This window comes from Pseudomonas sp. A0308, from assembly GCF_044218815.1.
Classification (GTDB): domain Bacteria; phylum Pseudomonadota; class Gammaproteobacteria; order Pseudomonadales; family Pseudomonadaceae; genus Aquipseudomonas; species Aquipseudomonas iridis.
In genome coordinates, this window is record NZ_CP162581.1 from 2,013,105 (window position 1) to 2,030,544 (window position 17,440).

Sequence of the window (17,440 nt, forward strand, 5' to 3'; positions counted from 1 at the left end):
TTGAAGTTTACGCGGTTTCTACCGTCGGAAAACTCTTAACCAGTTCGTCCAAGGCTTTGAGCTGGGCCAGGAATGGCTCCAGTTTGTCCAGACGCAAGGCGCAAGGGCCGTCGCATTTGGCGTTGTCCGGATCCGGGTGAGCTTCGAGGAACAGACCTGCCAGACCTTGGCTCATGCCAGCCTTGGCCAGGTCCAGGACCTGTGCACGGCGACCGCCGGCGGAGTCGGAACGACCGCCAGGCATTTGCAGCGAATGGGTCACGTCGAAGAATACCGGGTACTCGAACTGCTTCATGATGCCGAAGCCGAGCATGTCGACCACGAGGTTGTTATAGCCGAAGCTCGAACCACGCTCACAGAGGATCAGTTGATCATTACCCGCTTCAACGCACTTGTTCAGGATGTGTTTCATTTCCTGAGGGGCGAGGAACTGGGCTTTCTTGATGTTGATGATCGCGTTGGTCTTGGCCATCGCCACGACCAGATCGGTCTGGCGCGACAGGAAGGCCGGCAACTGGATGATGTCGCAGATCTCGGCGACGACCGCGGCCTGTTCAGGCTCGTGGACGTCGGTGATGATCGGCACGCCAAAAGCCTGCTTGATGTCCTGGAAGATGCGCATGCCCTCTTCCAGTCCAGGACCGCGATACGAGGTCACAGAAGAACGGTTGGCCTTGTCGAAACTGGCCTTGAACACGTAAGGGATACCGAGTTTTTCGGTGACCTTCACATACTCTTCGCAAACCTGCATGGCCATGTCACGGCTTTCCAGCACGTTCATGCCGCCGAACAGCACCATGGGTTTGTCGTTGGCAATCTCGATGTCGCCGACGCGGATGATCTTCTGTGCCATCGGGGTTACGCCTTCTTCTGGTGTTGAGCCAACGCTGCTTTGACGAAGCCGCTGAACAGCGGATGGCCATCACGTGGTGTCGAGGTGAACTCTGGGTGGAACTGGCAAGCGACGAACCATGGATGATCCGGTGCTTCAACCACTTCAACCAGGGCTGCATCAGCGGAGCGACCGGAAATCTTCAGGCCGGCCTCGATGATTTGCGGCAGCAGGTTGTTGTTCACTTCGTAACGGTGACGGTGACGCTCGACGATCACGTCCTTGCCGTAGCAATCGTGCACTTTGGAGCCGGTTTCGAGCAGGCATTCCTGAGCGCCGAGGCGCATGGTGCCGCCCAGATCGGAGGCTTCAGTACGCACTTCTACGGCACCGGTGGCGTCTTCCCACTCGGTGATCAGGCCGACAACCGGGTGGCCGCTGGCGCGATCGAACTCGGTGGAGTTGGCATCTTTCCAGCCCATGACGTTACGAGCGAACTCGATGACCGCCACTTGCATGCCCAGGCAGATACCCAGGTACGGAACCTTGTTTTCGCGAGCGTACTGAACGGCAGTGATCTTGCCTTCCACGCCGCGCAGACCGAAGCCGCCCGGAACGAGGATGGCGTCTACGCCTTCAAGCAGCGCAGTGCCCTGGTTTTCGATGTCTTCGGAATCGATGTAGCGCAGATTGACCTTGGTACGGTTGCTGATGCCCGCATGGCTCATCGCTTCGATCAGCGACTTGTAGGCGTCCAGCAGTTCCATGTACTTGCCGACCATGGCGATGGTGACTTCGTGTTCCGGGTTCAGCTTGGCGTCAACCACAGCTTCCCACTCGGACAGATCGGCACCGCCGCACTGCAGACCGAAACGCTCGACGACGAAATCGTCCAGACCCTGCGAATGCAGAATGCCCGGGATCTTGTAGATCGTGTCGGCGTCTTCCAGAGCGATGACCGCACGCTCTTCAACGTTGGTGAATTGCGCGATCTTGCGACGCGACGAGATGTCGATCGGGTGATCGGAGCGGCAAACCAGCACGTCAGGCTGCAGGCCGATGGAACGCAGTTCCTTGACCGAGTGCTGGGTTGGCTTGGTTTTGGTTTCGCCGGCGGTGGCGATGTACGGCACCAGCGTCAGGTGCATCAGCATCGCGCGCTTGGCGCCGACTTCGAATCGCAGTTGACGGATGGCTTCGAGGAACGGTTGCGACTCGATGTCACCCACGGTGCCACCGATTTCGACCATCGCCACGTCGGCATCGCCTGCACCCTTGATGATGCGGCGCTTGATTTCGTCGGTAATGTGCGGAATCACCTGGATGGTTGCACCCAGGTAGTCACCACGGCGCTCTTTGCGCAGCACGTGTTCGTAAACACGGCCGGTGGTGAAGTTGTTGTTCTGGGTCATGGTCGTGCGGATGAACCGCTCGTAGTGGCCCAGGTCCAGGTCGGTCTCGGCGCCGTCGTGGGTGACGAACACTTCACCATGCTGGAACGGGCTCATGGTGCCCGGGTCGACGTTGATGTACGGATCCAGCTTAAGCATGGTGACCTTAAGCCCCCGCGCCTCCAGGATAGCCGCCAATGAAGCCGAGGCAATGCCTTTCCCCAATGAAGAAACAACACCGCCCGTGACGAATATGTAGCGCGTCATGAAAAACCCTAGAAGTCTGCGTTAAAGCGGTACGAGCCGCCGGGGAAAGCGAAGGAAGGCCGAAGCCCCCGATCACCTGCATTAATCACAGTGCACCTTTCAAAAAAACCGCCGCGTTGGGACAGACCGGCAGATGAAACACCGGTACGTTGCTCGCTACACATTTTTTGGAATCGCCCAGCAAAGACTGCTTGGTAATCGGCAACTCCTGCAATTCAGGCGAATCCACAGAAGTTGTATCAAGAAGGGAGCGTAGTCTACCGGAATGCCCCTTTCATCTCAAACCTTGATCTTCGTCTGTTGGCTGCCAATGCAATTTCCAGCCGTCCTGCGCATTGCCATCAAGGCCCGGCAGGTTTGCCACCGCGAGCAATTCTTCACCGCGAAACAGCAGCGGCAATCTGCCACGCACGAAGGCCGGCACCGCACGTTCGTTGAGCAACCGTTTGAGATCACGATGGCCACGATCGGCCAGATGCATCAATTCGCCGCCCTGACGGTAAGCAATGCGCAACGGCCCGCAAGGCGTCTGGCCACTGAACACGACGACCCCGTTACCGGACAAGCGTAGCGGTGATGTCGGGGTGTGCCACTCGCCGCCGATCACTGGTGCACGCAGCCAGTCGTCGCTCAGCCACCAGAGACGACCGGCGCTGCGGTGCAACTCGCCATCAGCCAAACGCCAGACCGGCGATGCATCGTTGGCGGCATCGCACAAATCCGTCCAACCCGACCAATGGTCAGTATCAGGCAGCCGGGTGAGTGGTTCGAGCCAGTGGCTCAATGCATTTCGCTGACGGGCCACGGACAACGCCGCCAACGGTGCCAATTCCAGCGACGGCACGCCCAGCCAGTCGAAATCAGTCGAGGCTTTGGCGTGCGCCAGATCGATCTGTGCCAGCTCATCCAGCAAGCCTTGCGCCTCACGCAGATGCGCGGCGCTGCGGGCCATGTTGGCTTGCGCTTGCGGCCAGCGCCCGGTCAACAGCGGCACGATCTGATGACGCAGGTAATTGCGCGAAAACTGCCGATCTTCGTTTGACGGGTCTTCGATCCATTGCAACTGGTGCGCCGCGGCGTAGGCTTCAAGTTCGGCGCGAGTGACGTCGAGCAAAGGCCGAACCAACGTGCCCTGCCCCAACGGACGTTGCGCCGGCATTGCCGAAAGCCCACGCACGCCGGCACCGCGCAACAGACGAAACAACAGGGTTTCCGCCTGATCGTCGCGGTGCTGACCGGTCAGCAAAACGTCGTTGGACTGGTTTACCGAACCGAACACCGCATAACGCGCATCCCGCGCCGCCCGCTCAAGACTCGCCCCCGGTTGCACCTTCACCCGCTCCACTTGCAATGGAATGCTCAACGCATCGCAGACCGCCTGGCAATGTTCCGGCCACGCATCGGCTGCAGCCTGAAGGCCGTGATGGATGTGGATGGCGCTTAGCGTCGGGAGGGACTCGGTTTTGGCGACATGGGCCAGCAGATGCAGGAGGACAGTGGAATCGAGGCCGCCGGAGAAAGCGACGCGCCAGTTCCTGGCATTGCGCCAGGCTGCAAGATTAAGCAAAAGCCGGGAAGGCAAATCAATCATGGACTGCGCCATATCGTTCTCTTTGCCTCAATCAAATGTGGGAGCGAGCCTGTTCTCGAAGACGGTTTAACATTCAACACATTCGTCGATTGTCATACCGCTTTCGCGAGCAGGCTCGCTCCCACATCAGGTATCGCGTTTCGACTTAGAGACCGTAGCTCATCAGTCGATCATAACGGCGCTTGAGCAGCGCTTCGTTGTCGAACTTCTTCAGCATCGCCAGTTGCGAGCTCAGCTCGGCACGGATCGACGCCGCAGCGGCTGCCGGGTCACGATGGGCGCCGCCCAGAGGCTCGCCGATAACCTTGTCGACAATGCCCAGGCCTTTCAGACGCTCAGCAGTGATGCCCATCGCTTCAGCGGCATCCGGTGCTTTTTCGGCGGTTTTCCACAGAATCGAGGCGCAACCTTCCGGCGAAATAACCGCGTAGGTCGAGTACTGCAACATGTTCAACTGATCGCACACGCCGATCGCCAATGCGCCGCCGGAACCACCTTCACCGATGACGGTGGCGATGATCGGAGTTTTCAGGCGCGACATGACACGCAGGTTCCAGGCGATCGCTTCGCTCTGGTTGCGCTCTTCAGCGTCGATGCCAGGGTAGGCGCCCGGCGTGTCGATGAACGTCAGGATCGGCATTTTGAAACGCTCGGCCATCTCCATCAGACGGCAAGCCTTACGGTAGCCTTCCGGACGCGGCATGCCGAAGTTGCGGCGAACCTTCTCGCGTACTTCGCGGCCCTTCTGGTGACCGATGATCATCACTGGCTGGTCGTCCAGACGGGCAATACCGCCAACGATTGCAGCGTCGTCGGAGAAATGACGATCGCCGTGCAGTTCGTCGAACTCGGTGAAGATGTGCTCGATGTAGTCCAGGGTGTACGGACGTTTCGGGTGACGTGCCAGGCGTGCGATCTGCCAGCTGGTCAGCTTGCCGAAGATGTCTTCGGTCAGCGTTTTGCTCTTGTCCTGCAGGCGGGAGATCTCATCGCCGATATTCAGCGAATTGTCATTACCGACCAAGCGCAACTCTTCGATCTTGGCTTGCAGGTCGGCGATCGGCTGTTCGAAATCTAGAAAATTCGGGTTCATAGGCGTCCGTCTTGGGTCGTGTCCCAAATGAGCTTGGGCCGGCCGGTTGTCTATTCGCGCCCTACCTTAAGGGAGAGGCGCGCTGAGGTCGAGATTAAAAATTCAGGTTGCGGGCAAGTGCAATGATGGCACCTGCCGGTCAACGGTATTGGAGGAAGACGTTGTCTCGCCCGAACTGGTCACGCAGGGCTTGAATCAAGGCGTCCGCCGGGTCGATTCGCCAGGTCTCGCCGAACTGCAGCAAGGTCTTCGCATCAGGGCTGGTGTACTCCATTGTGATCGGGCACGCCCCGCGATGACGCTTGAGCAGATCACCCAACCAGCGTAGCTGATCGCCTTTGAGATCCTGCGTCTGCAACTTCAGACGCAGGCTCTCGGCGAGGTTTGTGCGTGCATCTTCCATGCTCATCACCCGCTTGACCCGCAGGCGCAGGCCACCGGAGAAGTCGTCGTTACTGACTTCGCCTTCGACCACCACCATCGCGTCAGTCTGCAGCAGCGACTGCGCCGAGTGGAACGCCTCGGCAAACAGCGACGCCTCGATCCGCCCGGAGCGGTCGTCGAGGGTGATGAAACCCATCTTGTCGCCCTTCTTGTTCTTCATCACCCGCAGGGCAATGATCATCCCCGCCACGGTTTGCGTATCGCGCGCCGGTTTCAGGTCGATGATGCGCTGACGGGCGAAACGACGAATTTCGCCTTCGTATTCGTCGATCGGGTGGCCGGTCAGATAAAGGCCCAAGGTGTCTTTCTCACCCTTGAGACGCTCCTTGAGGGTCAGCTCCTTGGCCTTGCGATGCACCGCATACACATCGGCGTCTTCCTCGACGAACAGCCCGCCAAACAGGTCGGCGTGGCCACTGTCGCGGGTACGGGCGGTCTGTTCGGCTGACTTGATTGCCTCTTCCATCGCCGCCAGCAGCACGGCGCGGTTACGGTCGATGTTGGCCTGATAAGCCTTCTGTTCGTCGTGGAAATACGGACCGAGACGATCCAGCGCACCGCTGCGGATCAAGCCATCAAGGGTGCGCTTGTTGATGCGTTTGAGGTCGACGCGGGCGCAGAAGTCGAACAGATCCTTGAACGGTCCCGCCTGACGCGCCTCGGTGATCGCTTCCACCGGGCCTTCGCCGACGCCTTTGATTGCGCCGAGGCCATAGACGATGCGGCCGTCGTCGTTCACCGTGAACTTGAACTCCGAATTGTTCACATCCGGCGCGTCGAGACGCAGCTTCATGGTGCGAATTTCTTCGATCAAGGTCACGACCTTGTCGGTGTTGTGCATATCCGCCGACAGTACCGCCGCCATGAACGGCGCCGGGTAATGCGTCTTCAGCCAAGCGGTCTGGTACGACACCAGACCATAAGCGGCAGAGTGAGACTTGTTGAAACCGTAACCGGCGAACTTTTCCACCAGGTCGAAGATGTTACCGGCCAGGTCCGCATCGATATTGTTGGTCTTGCAACCTTCAATGAAACCGCCGCGCTGCTTGGCCATTTCTTCGGGTTTTTTCTTACCCATGGCCCGACGCAGCATGTCCGCACCGCCAAGGGTGTAACCGGCCATGACCTGGGCAATCTGCATCACCTGTTCCTGATACAGGATGATGCCGTAAGTCGGCGCCAATACAGGCTTGAGGCCTTCGTACTGGTAGTCCGAGTGCGGGTACGCGAGTTCGGCGCGACCGTGCTTACGGTTGATGAAGTCGTCAACCATGCCTGACTGCAGCGGGCCCGGACGGAACAGGGCCACCAGTGCAATAAGGTCTTCCAGGCAGTCGGGCTTGAGCTTTTTGATCAGCTCTTTCATACCGCGCGACTCGAGCTGGAACACCGCCGTGGTTTCGGCTTTTTGCAGTAGCTGATAAGTCGGCTTGTCGTCCAGCGGGATGAACGCGATGTCCAGCGGCGGCTGATCGACCTTGGCACGGTCGCGGTTGATGGTCTTCAGCGCCCAGTCGATGACCGTCAGGGTTCGCAGGCCGAGGAAGTCAAACTTCACCAGTCCGGCGGCTTCAACGTCGTCCTTGTCGAACTGGGTCACCAGACCGTCGCCCGCCTCATCGCAATAGATAGGCGAGAAGTCAGTCAGCTTGGTCGGCGCGATTACTACACCACCGGCGTGCTTGCCGACGTTACGCACAACGCCTTCGAGCTTGCGCGCCATCTCCCAGATTTCTGCGGCTTCTTCATCGACCTTGATGAAATCACGCAGGATCTCTTCCTGTTCGTAGGCTTTTTCCAGGGTCATGCCGACTTCGAACGGAATCATCTTCGACAGACGATCCGCCAGGCCATAGGACTTGCCCTGCACCCGCGCCACGTCACGCACCACAGCCTTGGCGGCCATCGAACCGAACGTGATGATCTGGCTTACCGCGTTGCGGCCGTACTTCTCGGCCACGTAGTCGATGACCCGGTCACGCCCGTCCATGCAGAAGTCGACGTCGAAGTCGGGCATGGAAACCCGTTCCGGGTTAAGGAAACGTTCGAACAGCAGGTCGTATTCCAGCGGATCGAGGTCGGTGATTTTCTGCACATAGGCCACCAGCGAGCCGGCACCCGACCCACGGCCCGGGCCTACCGGCACACCGTTGCTCTTGGCCCACTGGATGAAGTCCATAACGATCAGGAAGTAACCGGGAAAGCCCATCTGGATAATGATATCCAGCTCGAAATTCAACCGGTCGACATAGACCTGACGCTTGGCGTCGTAATCTTCGGTGGTGTCTTTTGGCAACAAAACCGCCAGCCGCTCCTCCAGACCATCGAAGGACACCTTGCGGAAATACTCATCGATGGTCATGCCATCGGGAATCGGGAAGTTGGGCAAAAAGTGTGTGCCCAGTTTTACTTCGATGTTGCAACGCTTGGCGATCTCGACGGTGTTTTCGATTGCGTCGGGAATGTCGCTGAACAGCTCGGCCATTTCCTCGGCGCTTTTGAGGTATTGCTGATCGCTGTAATTCTTCGAGCGCCGAGGATCGTCGAGGGCACGGCCCTCACCGATGCACACCCGGGTTTCGTGGGCGGCGAAGTCTTCCTGCTTGATGAAACGCACATCGTTGCTCGCCACCAGCGGCGCGCCGAGCTTGTCGGCCAGGGCCACGGCGCCGTGCAACTGCTCTTCATCGTTAGGGCGACTGGTGCGCTGGATTTCCAGATAGAAGCGGTCCGGGAACACCGACATCCACTCACGCGTCAGGGCCTCGGCTTCGGCCGGGTTGCCACTGATCAGCGCCATGCCGATCTCGCCCTCTTTGGCGGCGGACAGCATGATCAGGCCTTCATTCGCCTCGGCAACCCACTCGCGCTCGATGATGATCATGCCGTTGCGCTGGCCTTCGATGAAGCCGCGCGAGATCAACTCGGTGAGGTTGCGATAGCCCTTGGCGTTCATCACCAACAGGCTGAGCCGGCTCAGGGGCGCGTCCGGGTCCTTGTTCGACAGCCACAGGTCGGCGCCGCAGATCGGCTTGATGCCTGCGCCCATGGTGTTTTTATAGAATTTGACCAGGGAACACATGTTGTTCTGATCAGTGACCGCAACCGCCGGCATGTTCATGGCGGTCAGCGCCTTGACCAGCGGCTTGATCCGCACCAGCCCGTCGACCAGGGAGTATTCAGTGTGCAGGCGTAGATGAACGAATGAAGCCGGCATAGTGATCCTGTCCAGTTACAGAGAGACAACAAGGCCCGGATTGTACCGGGCCTCGAACAAAACATCAGCCTTGCGACTAAACCTGCGTCAGACCTTCCAGCGCTTCATAAGCCTGACGTACCGGGGCGAACGAGCGCCGGTGAATCGGCGTCGGGCCCAAACGGACCAACGCTTCCAGATGAACGGGCGTCGGGTAGCCTTTATGGCCGCCGATACCGTAACCCGGATAGATCAATTCGAATGCGGCCATTTCGCGGTCACGACTGACCTTGGCCAAAATCGATGCCGCTGCAATGGCTGGAACCTTGCCATCGCCCTGCACCACCGCTTCGGCGCGCATTGGCAAGTGCGGGCAGCGATTGCCATCGATCATCGCCAGTTTCGGCTGAATGTGCAGCCCTGCCACCGCGCGCTGCATGGCCAGCATGGTCGCGTGCAGAATGTTCAGCTCGTCGATTTCTTCGACTTCGGCACGGGCGATGCACCAGCTCAGGGACTTCTCGATGATCTCGTCGTAAAGCTTTTCACGCTTGGCTTCGGTGAGTTTCTTCGAGTCATTGAGACCGAGAATCGGCCGGTTCGGATCGAGGATCACCGCCGCCGTCACCACCGCACCGCACAACGGGCCACGACCGACTTCATCGACACCGGCGACCAGCTCTTCAACTTCGGCAACCAGAGTGAAATCCAGGCCCATCTGCATATCTTTCTTGCTCATCGTGTTTGACCGACCAGGTTCAGCACGGCGTCCGCCGCTTGGTTGGAAGCATCCAGCCGCAGGGTGCGATGGATCTCGTCGAAACCACGGGTCTGCTCTTCGCCGCCCTCGATCAATGGCGACAGGGTCTGAGCCAGCGCCTCGACTGTCGCATCGTCCTGCAACAATTCCGGCACCAACAAGCGCTGGGCCAGCAGGTTCGGCAGGGACACGTACGGGCTCTTGACCATGCGTTTGAGAATCCAGAACGTCAGCGGTGCCAGGCGATACGCAACCACCATCGGCCGCTTGTACAACAGCGCTTCAAGGGTCGCCGTGCCGGAAGCGATCAGCACCGCATTGCACGCGGCCAGAGCCAAGTGGGATTTGCCATCGAGCAACGTCACCGGCAGATCACGGCCGGCGAGCAGTTCTTCAAGTTGCACACGGCGCTCCGGACTGGCGCACGGCATGACAAAACGCACACCCGGACGCAGGGCCCGCAGGCGCTGGGCAGTATCGAGAAACAACGCGCCGAGACGGCCGACTTCACCGCCACGGCTGCCGGGCATCAACGCGACCAGCGGCCCGTCTGGCAGGCCCAGCTCGGCACGTGCGGCGGCGCGATCGGCTTGCAGCGGTATGGCGTCGGCCAGCGAGTGACCGACGAACCGTACTGGCACGCCCTTCTCTTCGTAGAATTTGGCTTCGAACGGGAACAGCGTAAGCATCAGATCGCAACCTTCGCGAATCTTCAGCACGCGCTTCTGCCGCCATGCCCACACCGACGGGCTGACGTAATGCACGGTTTTGATCCCGGCCTGACGCAGCTTGAGTTCGATATTGAGGTTGAAGTCCGGGGCATCGATGCCGATGAACGCGTCAGGCTTCTCGGCAATCAGCGTGGCAATCAGCTTTTTGCGACGCTTGAGCAACTCGCGCAGTCGGCCGAGAACCTCAACCAGCCCCATGACCGACAAGCGCTCCATGGGGAAGTAGGAAGTCAGGCCTTCGGCCTGCATCAACGGACCGCCGACACCGATGAACTCGACTGACGGGTGTTGTGCCTTGAGGGCACGCATGAGGCCGGCACCGAGAATGTCACCGGAAGCCTCCCCCGCCACCAGCGCAATACGCAGACTGGCCATGATCAGCGGGTGATGCCGCGAGTCGACGACTCGATGGAGTCGCGAAACACCGCGACTTCCGGGAACTGAGCAGCAGGCCCTGCCAGGTCGGCCAAGGCCTGATCAACTGTCAGCCCTTGGCGATAAACGGTTTTATAAGCACGGCGCAGCGCGTGGATAGCGTCTTCGCTGAACCCGCGACGGCGCATACCCTCGAAGTTCATGCTGCGCGCTTCGGCCGGGTTGCCAAATACCGTGACAAATGCCGGAACATCTTTGCCGATCGCCGTGCCCATACCGGAAAAACTGTGGGCGCCGATGTGGCAATACTGGTGAACCAGGGTGAACCCGGAGAGGATCGCCCAGTCATCGACGTGCACGTGGCCAGCCAACGCGGTGTTGTTGACCAGAATGCAGTTATTGCCGATGACGCTGTCGTGACCGATGTGGGCATAGGCCATGATCAGGTTGTGATCGCCCAGCGTGGTTTCCGAACGGTCCTGAACGGTGCCACGGTGAATCGTCACGCCTTCACGGATGACGTTGTGGTCACCGATCACCAGGCGGGTTTCTTCACCCTTGTACTTCAAGTCGGGCGTGTCTTCGCCTACCGAAGAAAACTGGTAGATGCGATTGTGTTTACCGATGCGGGTCGGACCTTTGAGGATCACATGCGGCCCGATCACGGTACCCTCGCCGATTTCCACACCTGCGCCGATGATCGACCACGGGCCGACCTCGACGCCGTCAGCCAGAACGGCCGACGGATCGATGATTGCGCGAGGGTCAATCAAACTCATACTTTTTGTTCCGCGCAGATGATCTCGGCCGAGCAGACCGGCTTGCCATCAACCGAAGCCTGGCATTCGAATTTCCAGATCTTGCGTTTGCAGCTGATGAACGTGGCTTCAAGAATCAACTGGTCGCCCGGCTTGACTGGCTGACGGAAGCGCAGTTTGTCCGAACCAACGAAGTAATACAGAGTGCCGTCGGCCGGTTTGACGTCGAGCATTTTGAAACCGAGGATCCCGGCAGCCTGAGCCATGGCTTCGATGATCAGCACGCCCGGCATGATTGGGTGCGCAGGGAAGTGACCATTGAAGAACGGCTCATTGATGCTGACATTCTTGTAGGCGCGAATTCGCTTGCCTTCAGTGTCCAGATCCACCACCCGGTCCACCAGCAGGAACGGGTAACGGTGAGGCAGGTATTCGCGAATCTCGTTGATGTCCATCATTTCGGGGGGAAGCCTATGTAAAGATTGGGAGCGCGACTGACGCGCACTCCTCTAGCAAATCAAGGAGGCAGTCTAGAGGCTGTGCACACTTGATATGGAAATGGTATCAGCCATCTGATGAAGCATTGCCGTCAGGGGTCACTTCCCCTACGCGCTTTTCCAGCTGTTTCAAACGTCGCGCGATGTCATCGAGCTGACGGATGCGTGCCGCGCTTTTGCGCCATTCGGCAGCCGGTTGCATGGCTGTGCCGGAAGAATAAGCACCCGGCTCGGTAATCGAGTGGGTCACCATGGTCATCCCGGTCAGGAAAACGTTGTCGCAAATATCAATGTGCCCGACCAGACCGACACCGCCGGCCAGCATGCAGTGCTTGCCGATTTTGGTGCTGCCGGAGATGCCCACGCACGCAGCCATCGCGGTGTGATCACCGACCTGGACGTTGTGAGCAATCTGGATCTGGTTGTCGAGTTTTACACCATTGCCGATAACGGTATCGGCCAGAGCACCGCGGTCGATGGCGGTATTCACGCCGATCTCCACATCGTCACCGATGGTCACACCACCAATCTGGGCGATTTTCTGCCAGATACCCTTCTCGTTGGCAAAGCCGAAGCCTTCACCACCGATTACGGCACCGGACTGGATAACCACACGCTTGCCGATGCGCACATCGTGATACAGCGTCACCCGTGGAGCGAGCCAGCCGCCCTCACCGATTTCACTGCGTGCACCGATAACACAATGGGCACCGAGAGTGACCTGCGCACCAATCCGCGCACCCGCCTCGATCACCACAAACGCACCGATGCTGGCGGTTGGATCAACCACCGCATCAGCCGCAATCACCGCCGAAGGATGAATACCCGCAGTGGCTTTTGGCTTGGAATCGAACAGGTGAGAGATGCGTGCGTAGGCCAGATAAGGATCCGGCACCACCAATGCGTTACCGGCAAAACCCTCGGCGTCCGCCTCTTTGAGCAGCAACGCTGCTGCCTGAGAACCGGCAAGGAATTTGCGATATTGCGGATTTGCCAGAAAGCTCAACTGAGCTGGGCCAGCCTCTTGCAAAGTGGCTAGCCCAGTAATTTGCTTCTCCGCGTCGCCACGCAGGGTGGCGCCGAGGAACTCGGCCAGCTGGCCGAGCTTGATAGTCACGGTCATGGGTTACTTCAGCTGATTCATGCGCTCGATAACCTGGCGCGTGATGTCGTACTGAGGCTTGACATCGATGACTGCGCCACGCTCGAACACCAGGTCAAAACCACCTTTCTTGATGACTTCTTCCACGGCGCCATCCAGTTTTGGCTTCAGTTGCTTGAGCATTTCGCGGTCGGCAACGGCTTTGGCTTCGTTCAGCTCCTTGGACTGGAACTGGAAATCGCGGGCCTTCTGCTTGAATTCAAGTTCCAGACGCTCACGCTCACCTTGCTGCATCTTGTCGCCACCGGCCATCAGACGATCCTGAATGCCTTTGGCGCTGCTTTCCAGAGTCTTCAGCTTGGTCAGTTGCGGACCGAACTTCTTCTCGGCATCCACGGCGTACTTCTTCGCCGCGTCGGATTCCAGCAAGGCCATCTGATAGTTCAGAACAGCGATTTTCATGTCGGCGAACGCCGGGCCTGCCACCAGTACGGAGGCCAGGAGAACCAATTGAGTCAACTTACGCACGATGCACTCCTACAAAATCCATTGTCGTTATCTTGGGTCAGACGCTTAGAACGTCTGGCCGAGGGAGAATTGGAACACTTGAGTTTCAGCGTCATCCGGTTTCTTGATCGGCATGGCCAACGCGAAGCTCAGAGGACCCAGCGCGGTGACCCAGGTCACGCCCACACCGACGGAACTTGCCATGTTGCTCAGGCTGATGTCGTTGCACTGAGTGGAGGAAGTCGAACCGACGTTAGCGTTGGTAGTCTTCTCGCACTTGGAATCAAATACGTTACCCACGTCCCAGAATACCGAAGTACGCAGGGAGCGCTGATCTTTGACAAACGGCAGCGGGAACAGCAGTTCGACACCACCCTGGATCAGCACATTACCGCCGAATGGCAGCGGATCCTGATCCGGGTCGGCCAGCGTACCGGTGTTACCGGTCACACCTGCACCACGACTTGGCGTGCTTCGCGGGCCAAGCGTACTGTCCTTGAAACCACGAACCGAGTTGAAACCACCAGCATAGTAGTTTTCATAGAAAGGCAAGCCGTCAGTCGAACCGTAACCATCGCCATAACCGAGTTCGGTGTGCAGACGCATGGTGTAGTTTTCGCTCAGTGGCTGGAACAACTGGCCACGGTAATCAAGTTTGAAGAACGACAGGTCGCTACCCGGAATGGTGCTCTCCAGGGTCAGGCTCTGGGAACGGCCACGGGTCGGCAAAACGCCTTTGTTCAGGGTCGATTCGGACCAGCCGGCCGAAGCCTTGAAGTTCAGATAGCTGTCGCCTTCCTTTTTGACGAAGTCAAAAATCTCGTCAACGGTGTATTTACCTGTATTGATCGTGTCTTGCTGAGCAGACAGACCGAAGGTCAGTCGCGAAGTCTCGCTGATCGGGTAGCCAACGTTGACACCGGCGCCCAGGCTGTCTACCGAGTAGCTCGAGATATCGGCATCGAGTTCATCGTAGTCAGTGGTGCGGTAGAACGCGTTGTAACCCAGACTTACGCCATCGGCGGTCCAGTACGGGTCAACATAGCCGAAGTTGTAGCGGCTCTGGTATTCGCTTCGTGTCAGACCGATGCTGACGCGGTTACCGCTACCGAGGAAGTTGTTCTGGGTGATCGAACCGCCGAGGATCAGACCGGCACTCTGGGCGAAACCGACACTGGCGGTAATCGAACCCGACGCCTGCTCTTCAACGCTGTAGTTCACATCAACCTGGTCATCGACACCCGGAACGGCCGGGGTTTCGACGTTGACTTCTTTAAAGAAGCCCAGACGCTCAAGACGTGTCTTGGACTGGTCAATCAGGTAAGTCGAAGCCCAGCCACCTTCCATCTGACGCATTTCACGACGCAACACTTCATCTTCCGACTTGGTGTTACCACGGAAGTTGATGCGGTTGACGTAGGCACGCTTGCCCGGATCGACGGCAAACAGGATGTCCACGGTGTTGTCATCATCGTGCGGCTGAGGCACGCCGTTGACGTTGGCGAAGGTGTAACCCTCGTTACCCAGACGACGGGTGATCAGTTCAGAGGTGGTGGTCATCAGCTTGCGCGAGAACACCTGGCCTTTCTGCACCAGCAACAAGGACTTGACCTGGTCTTCAGGAACTTTGAGGTCACCGCTGAGTTTGACGTCGCGAACGGTGTACTTCTCGCCTTCGGTCACGTTGACAGTGATGTAGACGTGCTTCTTGTCCGGGGTGATGGACACCTGGGTCGAAGCGATATCCATGTTGATATAGCCGCGGTCCAGATAGTAGGAGCGCAGACGCTCCAGGTCACCGGACAGTTTTTCACGGGCATATTTGTCATCGTTCTTGAAGAACGACAGCCAGTTGGTGGTCTTCAGCTCGAACAGATCGGTCAGGTCATCCTCAGGGAAAACCGTGTTACCCACCACGTTGATGTGCTGAATGGCCGCAACAGTGCCTTCGTTGATCTTCACTTTCAGGCCGACGCGGTTACGCGGCTGCGATACCACTTCGGTATCGACCGTAGCCGAATAGCGACCTTGCGCGACGTACTGGCGCTGCAGTTCGTTACGCACGCCTTCGAGGGTGGCACGCTGGAAGATTTCGCCTTCGGCCAGACCGGACTGCTTGAGGCCTTTCATCAAGTCTTCAGTGGAGATCGCCTTGTTGCCCTCGATCTCGATACTGGCAACCGACGGACGTTCGACGACCGTGATCACCAGAACGTTGCCTTCACGGCCCAGCTGGATGTCTTGAAAGAAACCGGTTTTGAACAACGCACGAGTGGATTCCACCAGGCGACGATCATCCGCCTGCTCGCCGACGTTCAACGGCAAGGCACCAAAGACACTACCCGCGGAGACCCGCTGGAGGCCATTGACGCGAATATCAGAGATGGTGAAGGACTCGGCGTGAACTTCGGCGATCATCAATACGGTGAGAACCGCAGTTAGCAGCAGACGTTTCATGAAGTCCTTTCTTATTCCAACTGGCAATAAACAAACTGCCGCAAAATGCGGCAGATTCGCAATTCAGCGAAGCATTACAGTCGACCCAGATCGTTGACCAGAGCAAGCAACATCACCCCGACCACCAAACTGATACCGATCTGTATCCCCCAACCTTGCACCCGATCCGACAAGGGACGACCACGCGCCCACTCGATCAGATAAAACAACAAATGCCCCCCATCCAGTACAGGAATGGGCAGCAAATTCAGAACACCCAGGCTAATACTCAGATAAGCAAGGAAATTCAGGAAATCAGCGACACCCGACTGGGCAGAAGCGCCCGCCACTTTAGCAATGGTTATCGGTCCACTCAAGTTTTTTACCGAGAGCTCGCCGAACAGCATTTTCTTGAGCGAATCCAGCGTCAGGATGCTCATGGTCCAAGTACGACGGGCGCCCTCGCCAATCGCGGCTAACGGACCATAACTGACTTCGCGGATCATCTCCGGCGGCCAGTCGATCGCTTTGACACCTGCGCCCAGATAACCGCTTGGCGCCTTGCTTTCACCGCGCGCTGCCAAAGTGACAGGGACGTCGATTTGAGCACCATCGCGCTCGACCCGCAGCAAGATTTTGGTATCAGGACGCGTACGAACGGTATCGACCACCTGCTGCCAGTCATTGAGCGCCTGACCGTCAAGAGACACCAGGCGATCACCGGTTTTCAGGCCAGCGGCCTGGGCCGGGCCTTTTGGATCAAGCTCGGCGAGCACAGGTGGCAGGGCAGGACGCCATGGACGAATCCCCAGAGAGCGGATCGGATCCGGCTCATCAGCCCCCTTGAGCCATTTGTCCAGCGTCAGCTCACGCGGTGAATCCGCCGTAGAGCCCTGCTCGCGCACCAGCACCTGCAGCGAGCCGCTTTCGCCGAGCCGGCGAACCAGCTGCAAATTGACGGCGGCCCAGCCGGAAGTCGGCTCGCCATCAATCGCGACGATCTCCTGACCTGCACCCAGACCAGCCTTCGCGGCGATGCTGCCGGATTCGACCGCACCGATTACCGGGCGGACCTGCTCACTACCGAGCATCGCCAATACCCAGAAGAACACCAGGGCCAGAAGAAAGTTGGCGATAGGGCCAGCCGCGACAATAGCAATACGCTGGCGAACGGACTTGCGGTTGAACGACTGATCGAGCTGATCAACCGGGACGTCGCCTTCGCGCTCATCGAGCATCTTGACGTAGCCACCCAGCGGAATCGCAGCGATGACGAACTCAGTACCTTGCTTGTCGTGCCAGCGCAGCAGCGGCATGCCAAAGCCTACGGAAAAACGCAGAACCTTGACGCCACAGCGACGCGCGACCCAGAAGTGGCCGAATTCGTGAAAGGTGACCAGCACACCCAAGGCGATCAGGGTGCCGGCAATCATATAGAGCGCGCTCATCTACTTTCTCCG

The 17,440-nt window shown here is 58.6% G+C and carries 13 protein-coding genes; all 13 read right to left on the bottom strand.

All coding sequences use genetic code 11. From position 1 onward, the window contains the following. Window positions 1-7: 7 nt before the first annotated feature. The 13 genes from kdsA to rseP all read right to left on the bottom strand — a co-directional run bounded on the left by kdsA (window position 8) and on the right by rseP (window position 17,428). Window positions 8-853, bottom strand: coding sequence for a 3-deoxy-8-phosphooctulonate synthase (gene kdsA / locus AB4P92_RS09500; protein WP_150594518.1), 846 nt, complete (start codon window positions 851-853; stop codon window positions 8-10). A gap of 5 nt (window positions 854-858) precedes the next feature. After that, entirely contained in the window at window positions 859-2,490 is a 1,632-nt protein-coding gene (locus AB4P92_RS09505; RefSeq protein ID WP_042557891.1) for a CTP synthase, read from the bottom strand. Window positions 2,491-2,764: 274 nt separating this feature from the next. Further along, window positions 2,765-4,093, bottom strand: a complete 1,329-nt coding sequence (gene tilS, locus AB4P92_RS09510) for a tRNA lysidine(34) synthetase TilS (protein ID WP_395599288.1) — start codon at window positions 4,091-4,093, stop codon at window positions 2,765-2,767. A gap of 133 nt (window positions 4,094-4,226) precedes the next feature. Beyond that, entirely contained in the window at window positions 4,227-5,174 is a 948-nt protein-coding gene (locus tag AB4P92_RS09515; protein ID WP_042557889.1) for an acetyl-CoA carboxylase carboxyltransferase subunit alpha, read from the bottom strand. Between the two features lie 139 nt (window positions 5,175-5,313). Continuing rightward, on the bottom strand, window positions 5,314-8,835 hold the full coding sequence (gene dnaE / locus AB4P92_RS09520) for a DNA polymerase III subunit alpha (protein WP_042557888.1): 3,522 nt from the start codon (window positions 8,833-8,835) through the stop codon (window positions 5,314-5,316). 76 nt (window positions 8,836-8,911) lie between these two features. Further along, the gene (gene rnhB / locus AB4P92_RS09525) at window positions 8,912-9,538 is read right to left on the bottom strand and encodes a ribonuclease HII (RefSeq protein WP_042557887.1); all 627 of its coding nucleotides are present in this window, start codon (window positions 9,536-9,538) and stop codon (window positions 8,912-8,914) included. 11 nt (window positions 9,539-9,549) lie between these two features. Further along, window positions 9,550-10,680 carry a lipid-A-disaccharide synthase gene (gene lpxB, locus AB4P92_RS09530; protein WP_042557886.1) on the bottom strand — a complete coding sequence of 377 codons (1,131 nt, stop codon included), beginning with the start codon at window positions 10,678-10,680 and terminating at the stop codon, window positions 9,550-9,552. Between the two features lie 2 nt (window positions 10,681-10,682). Then, on the bottom strand, window positions 10,683-11,459 hold the full coding sequence (gene lpxA / locus AB4P92_RS09535; RefSeq protein WP_042557885.1) for an acyl-ACP--UDP-N-acetylglucosamine O-acyltransferase: 777 nt from the start codon (window positions 11,457-11,459) through the stop codon (window positions 10,683-10,685). Continuing rightward, window positions 11,456-11,896, bottom strand: a complete 441-nt coding sequence (gene fabZ, locus AB4P92_RS09540) for a 3-hydroxyacyl-ACP dehydratase FabZ (protein ID WP_042557884.1) — start codon at window positions 11,894-11,896, stop codon at window positions 11,456-11,458. The genes lpxA and fabZ overlap by 4 nt, the downstream gene beginning before the upstream one ends. 106 nt (window positions 11,897-12,002) lie before the next feature. Then, complete coding sequence (gene lpxD / locus AB4P92_RS09545; protein WP_261735112.1) at window positions 12,003-13,058, bottom strand: UDP-3-O-(3-hydroxymyristoyl)glucosamine N-acyltransferase; 1,056 nt, start codon at window positions 13,056-13,058, stop codon at window positions 12,003-12,005. A 3-nt stretch (window positions 13,059-13,061) separates the two neighbouring features. Beyond that, entirely contained in the window at window positions 13,062-13,565 is a 504-nt protein-coding gene (locus AB4P92_RS09550; RefSeq protein ID WP_042557882.1) for an OmpH family outer membrane protein, read from the bottom strand. Window positions 13,566-13,610: 45 nt separating this feature from the next. Next, complete coding sequence (gene bamA / locus AB4P92_RS09555; RefSeq protein ID WP_395599289.1) at window positions 13,611-16,001, bottom strand: outer membrane protein assembly factor BamA; 2,391 nt, start codon at window positions 15,999-16,001, stop codon at window positions 13,611-13,613. A 74-nt stretch (window positions 16,002-16,075) separates the two neighbouring features. Then, the gene (gene rseP, locus AB4P92_RS09560) at window positions 16,076-17,428 is read right to left on the bottom strand and encodes a sigma E protease regulator RseP (RefSeq protein WP_047299911.1); all 1,353 of its coding nucleotides are present in this window, start codon (window positions 17,426-17,428) and stop codon (window positions 16,076-16,078) included. Window positions 17,429-17,440: the final 12 nt, after the last annotated feature.

Coding starts and splice junctions, on each gene's coding strand:
- bamA (WP_395599289.1), bottom strand. CDS start 16,001: ATGAAACGTCTGCTGCTAACTGCGGTTCTCACCGTATTGATGATCGCC.
- lpxD (WP_261735112.1), bottom strand. CDS start 13,058: ATGACCGTGACTATCAAGCTCGGCCAGCTGGCCGAGTTCCTCGGCGCC.
- tilS (WP_395599288.1), bottom strand. CDS start 4,093: ATGGCGCAGTCCATGATTGATTTGCCTTCCCGGCTTTTGCTTAATCTT.
- AB4P92_RS09505 (WP_042557891.1), bottom strand. CDS start 2,490: ATGACGCGCTACATATTCGTCACGGGCGGTGTTGTTTCTTCATTGGGG.
- kdsA (WP_150594518.1), bottom strand. CDS start 853: ATGGCACAGAAGATCATCCGCGTCGGCGACATCGAGATTGCCAACGAC.
- AB4P92_RS09515 (WP_042557889.1), bottom strand. CDS start 5,174: ATGAACCCGAATTTTCTAGATTTCGAACAGCCGATCGCCGACCTGCAA.
- rnhB (WP_042557887.1), bottom strand. CDS start 9,538: ATGCAGATGGGCCTGGATTTCACTCTGGTTGCCGAAGTTGAAGAGCTG.
- fabZ (WP_042557884.1), bottom strand. CDS start 11,896: ATGATGGACATCAACGAGATTCGCGAATACCTGCCTCACCGTTACCCG.
- lpxB (WP_042557886.1), bottom strand. CDS start 10,680: ATGGCCAGTCTGCGTATTGCGCTGGTGGCGGGGGAGGCTTCCGGTGAC.
- dnaE (WP_042557888.1), bottom strand. CDS start 8,835: ATGCCGGCTTCATTCGTTCATCTACGCCTGCACACTGAATACTCCCTG.
- rseP (WP_047299911.1), bottom strand. CDS start 17,428: ATGAGCGCGCTCTATATGATTGCCGGCACCCTGATCGCCTTGGGTGTG.
- lpxA (WP_042557885.1), bottom strand. CDS start 11,459: ATGAGTTTGATTGACCCTCGCGCAATCATCGATCCGTCGGCCGTTCTG.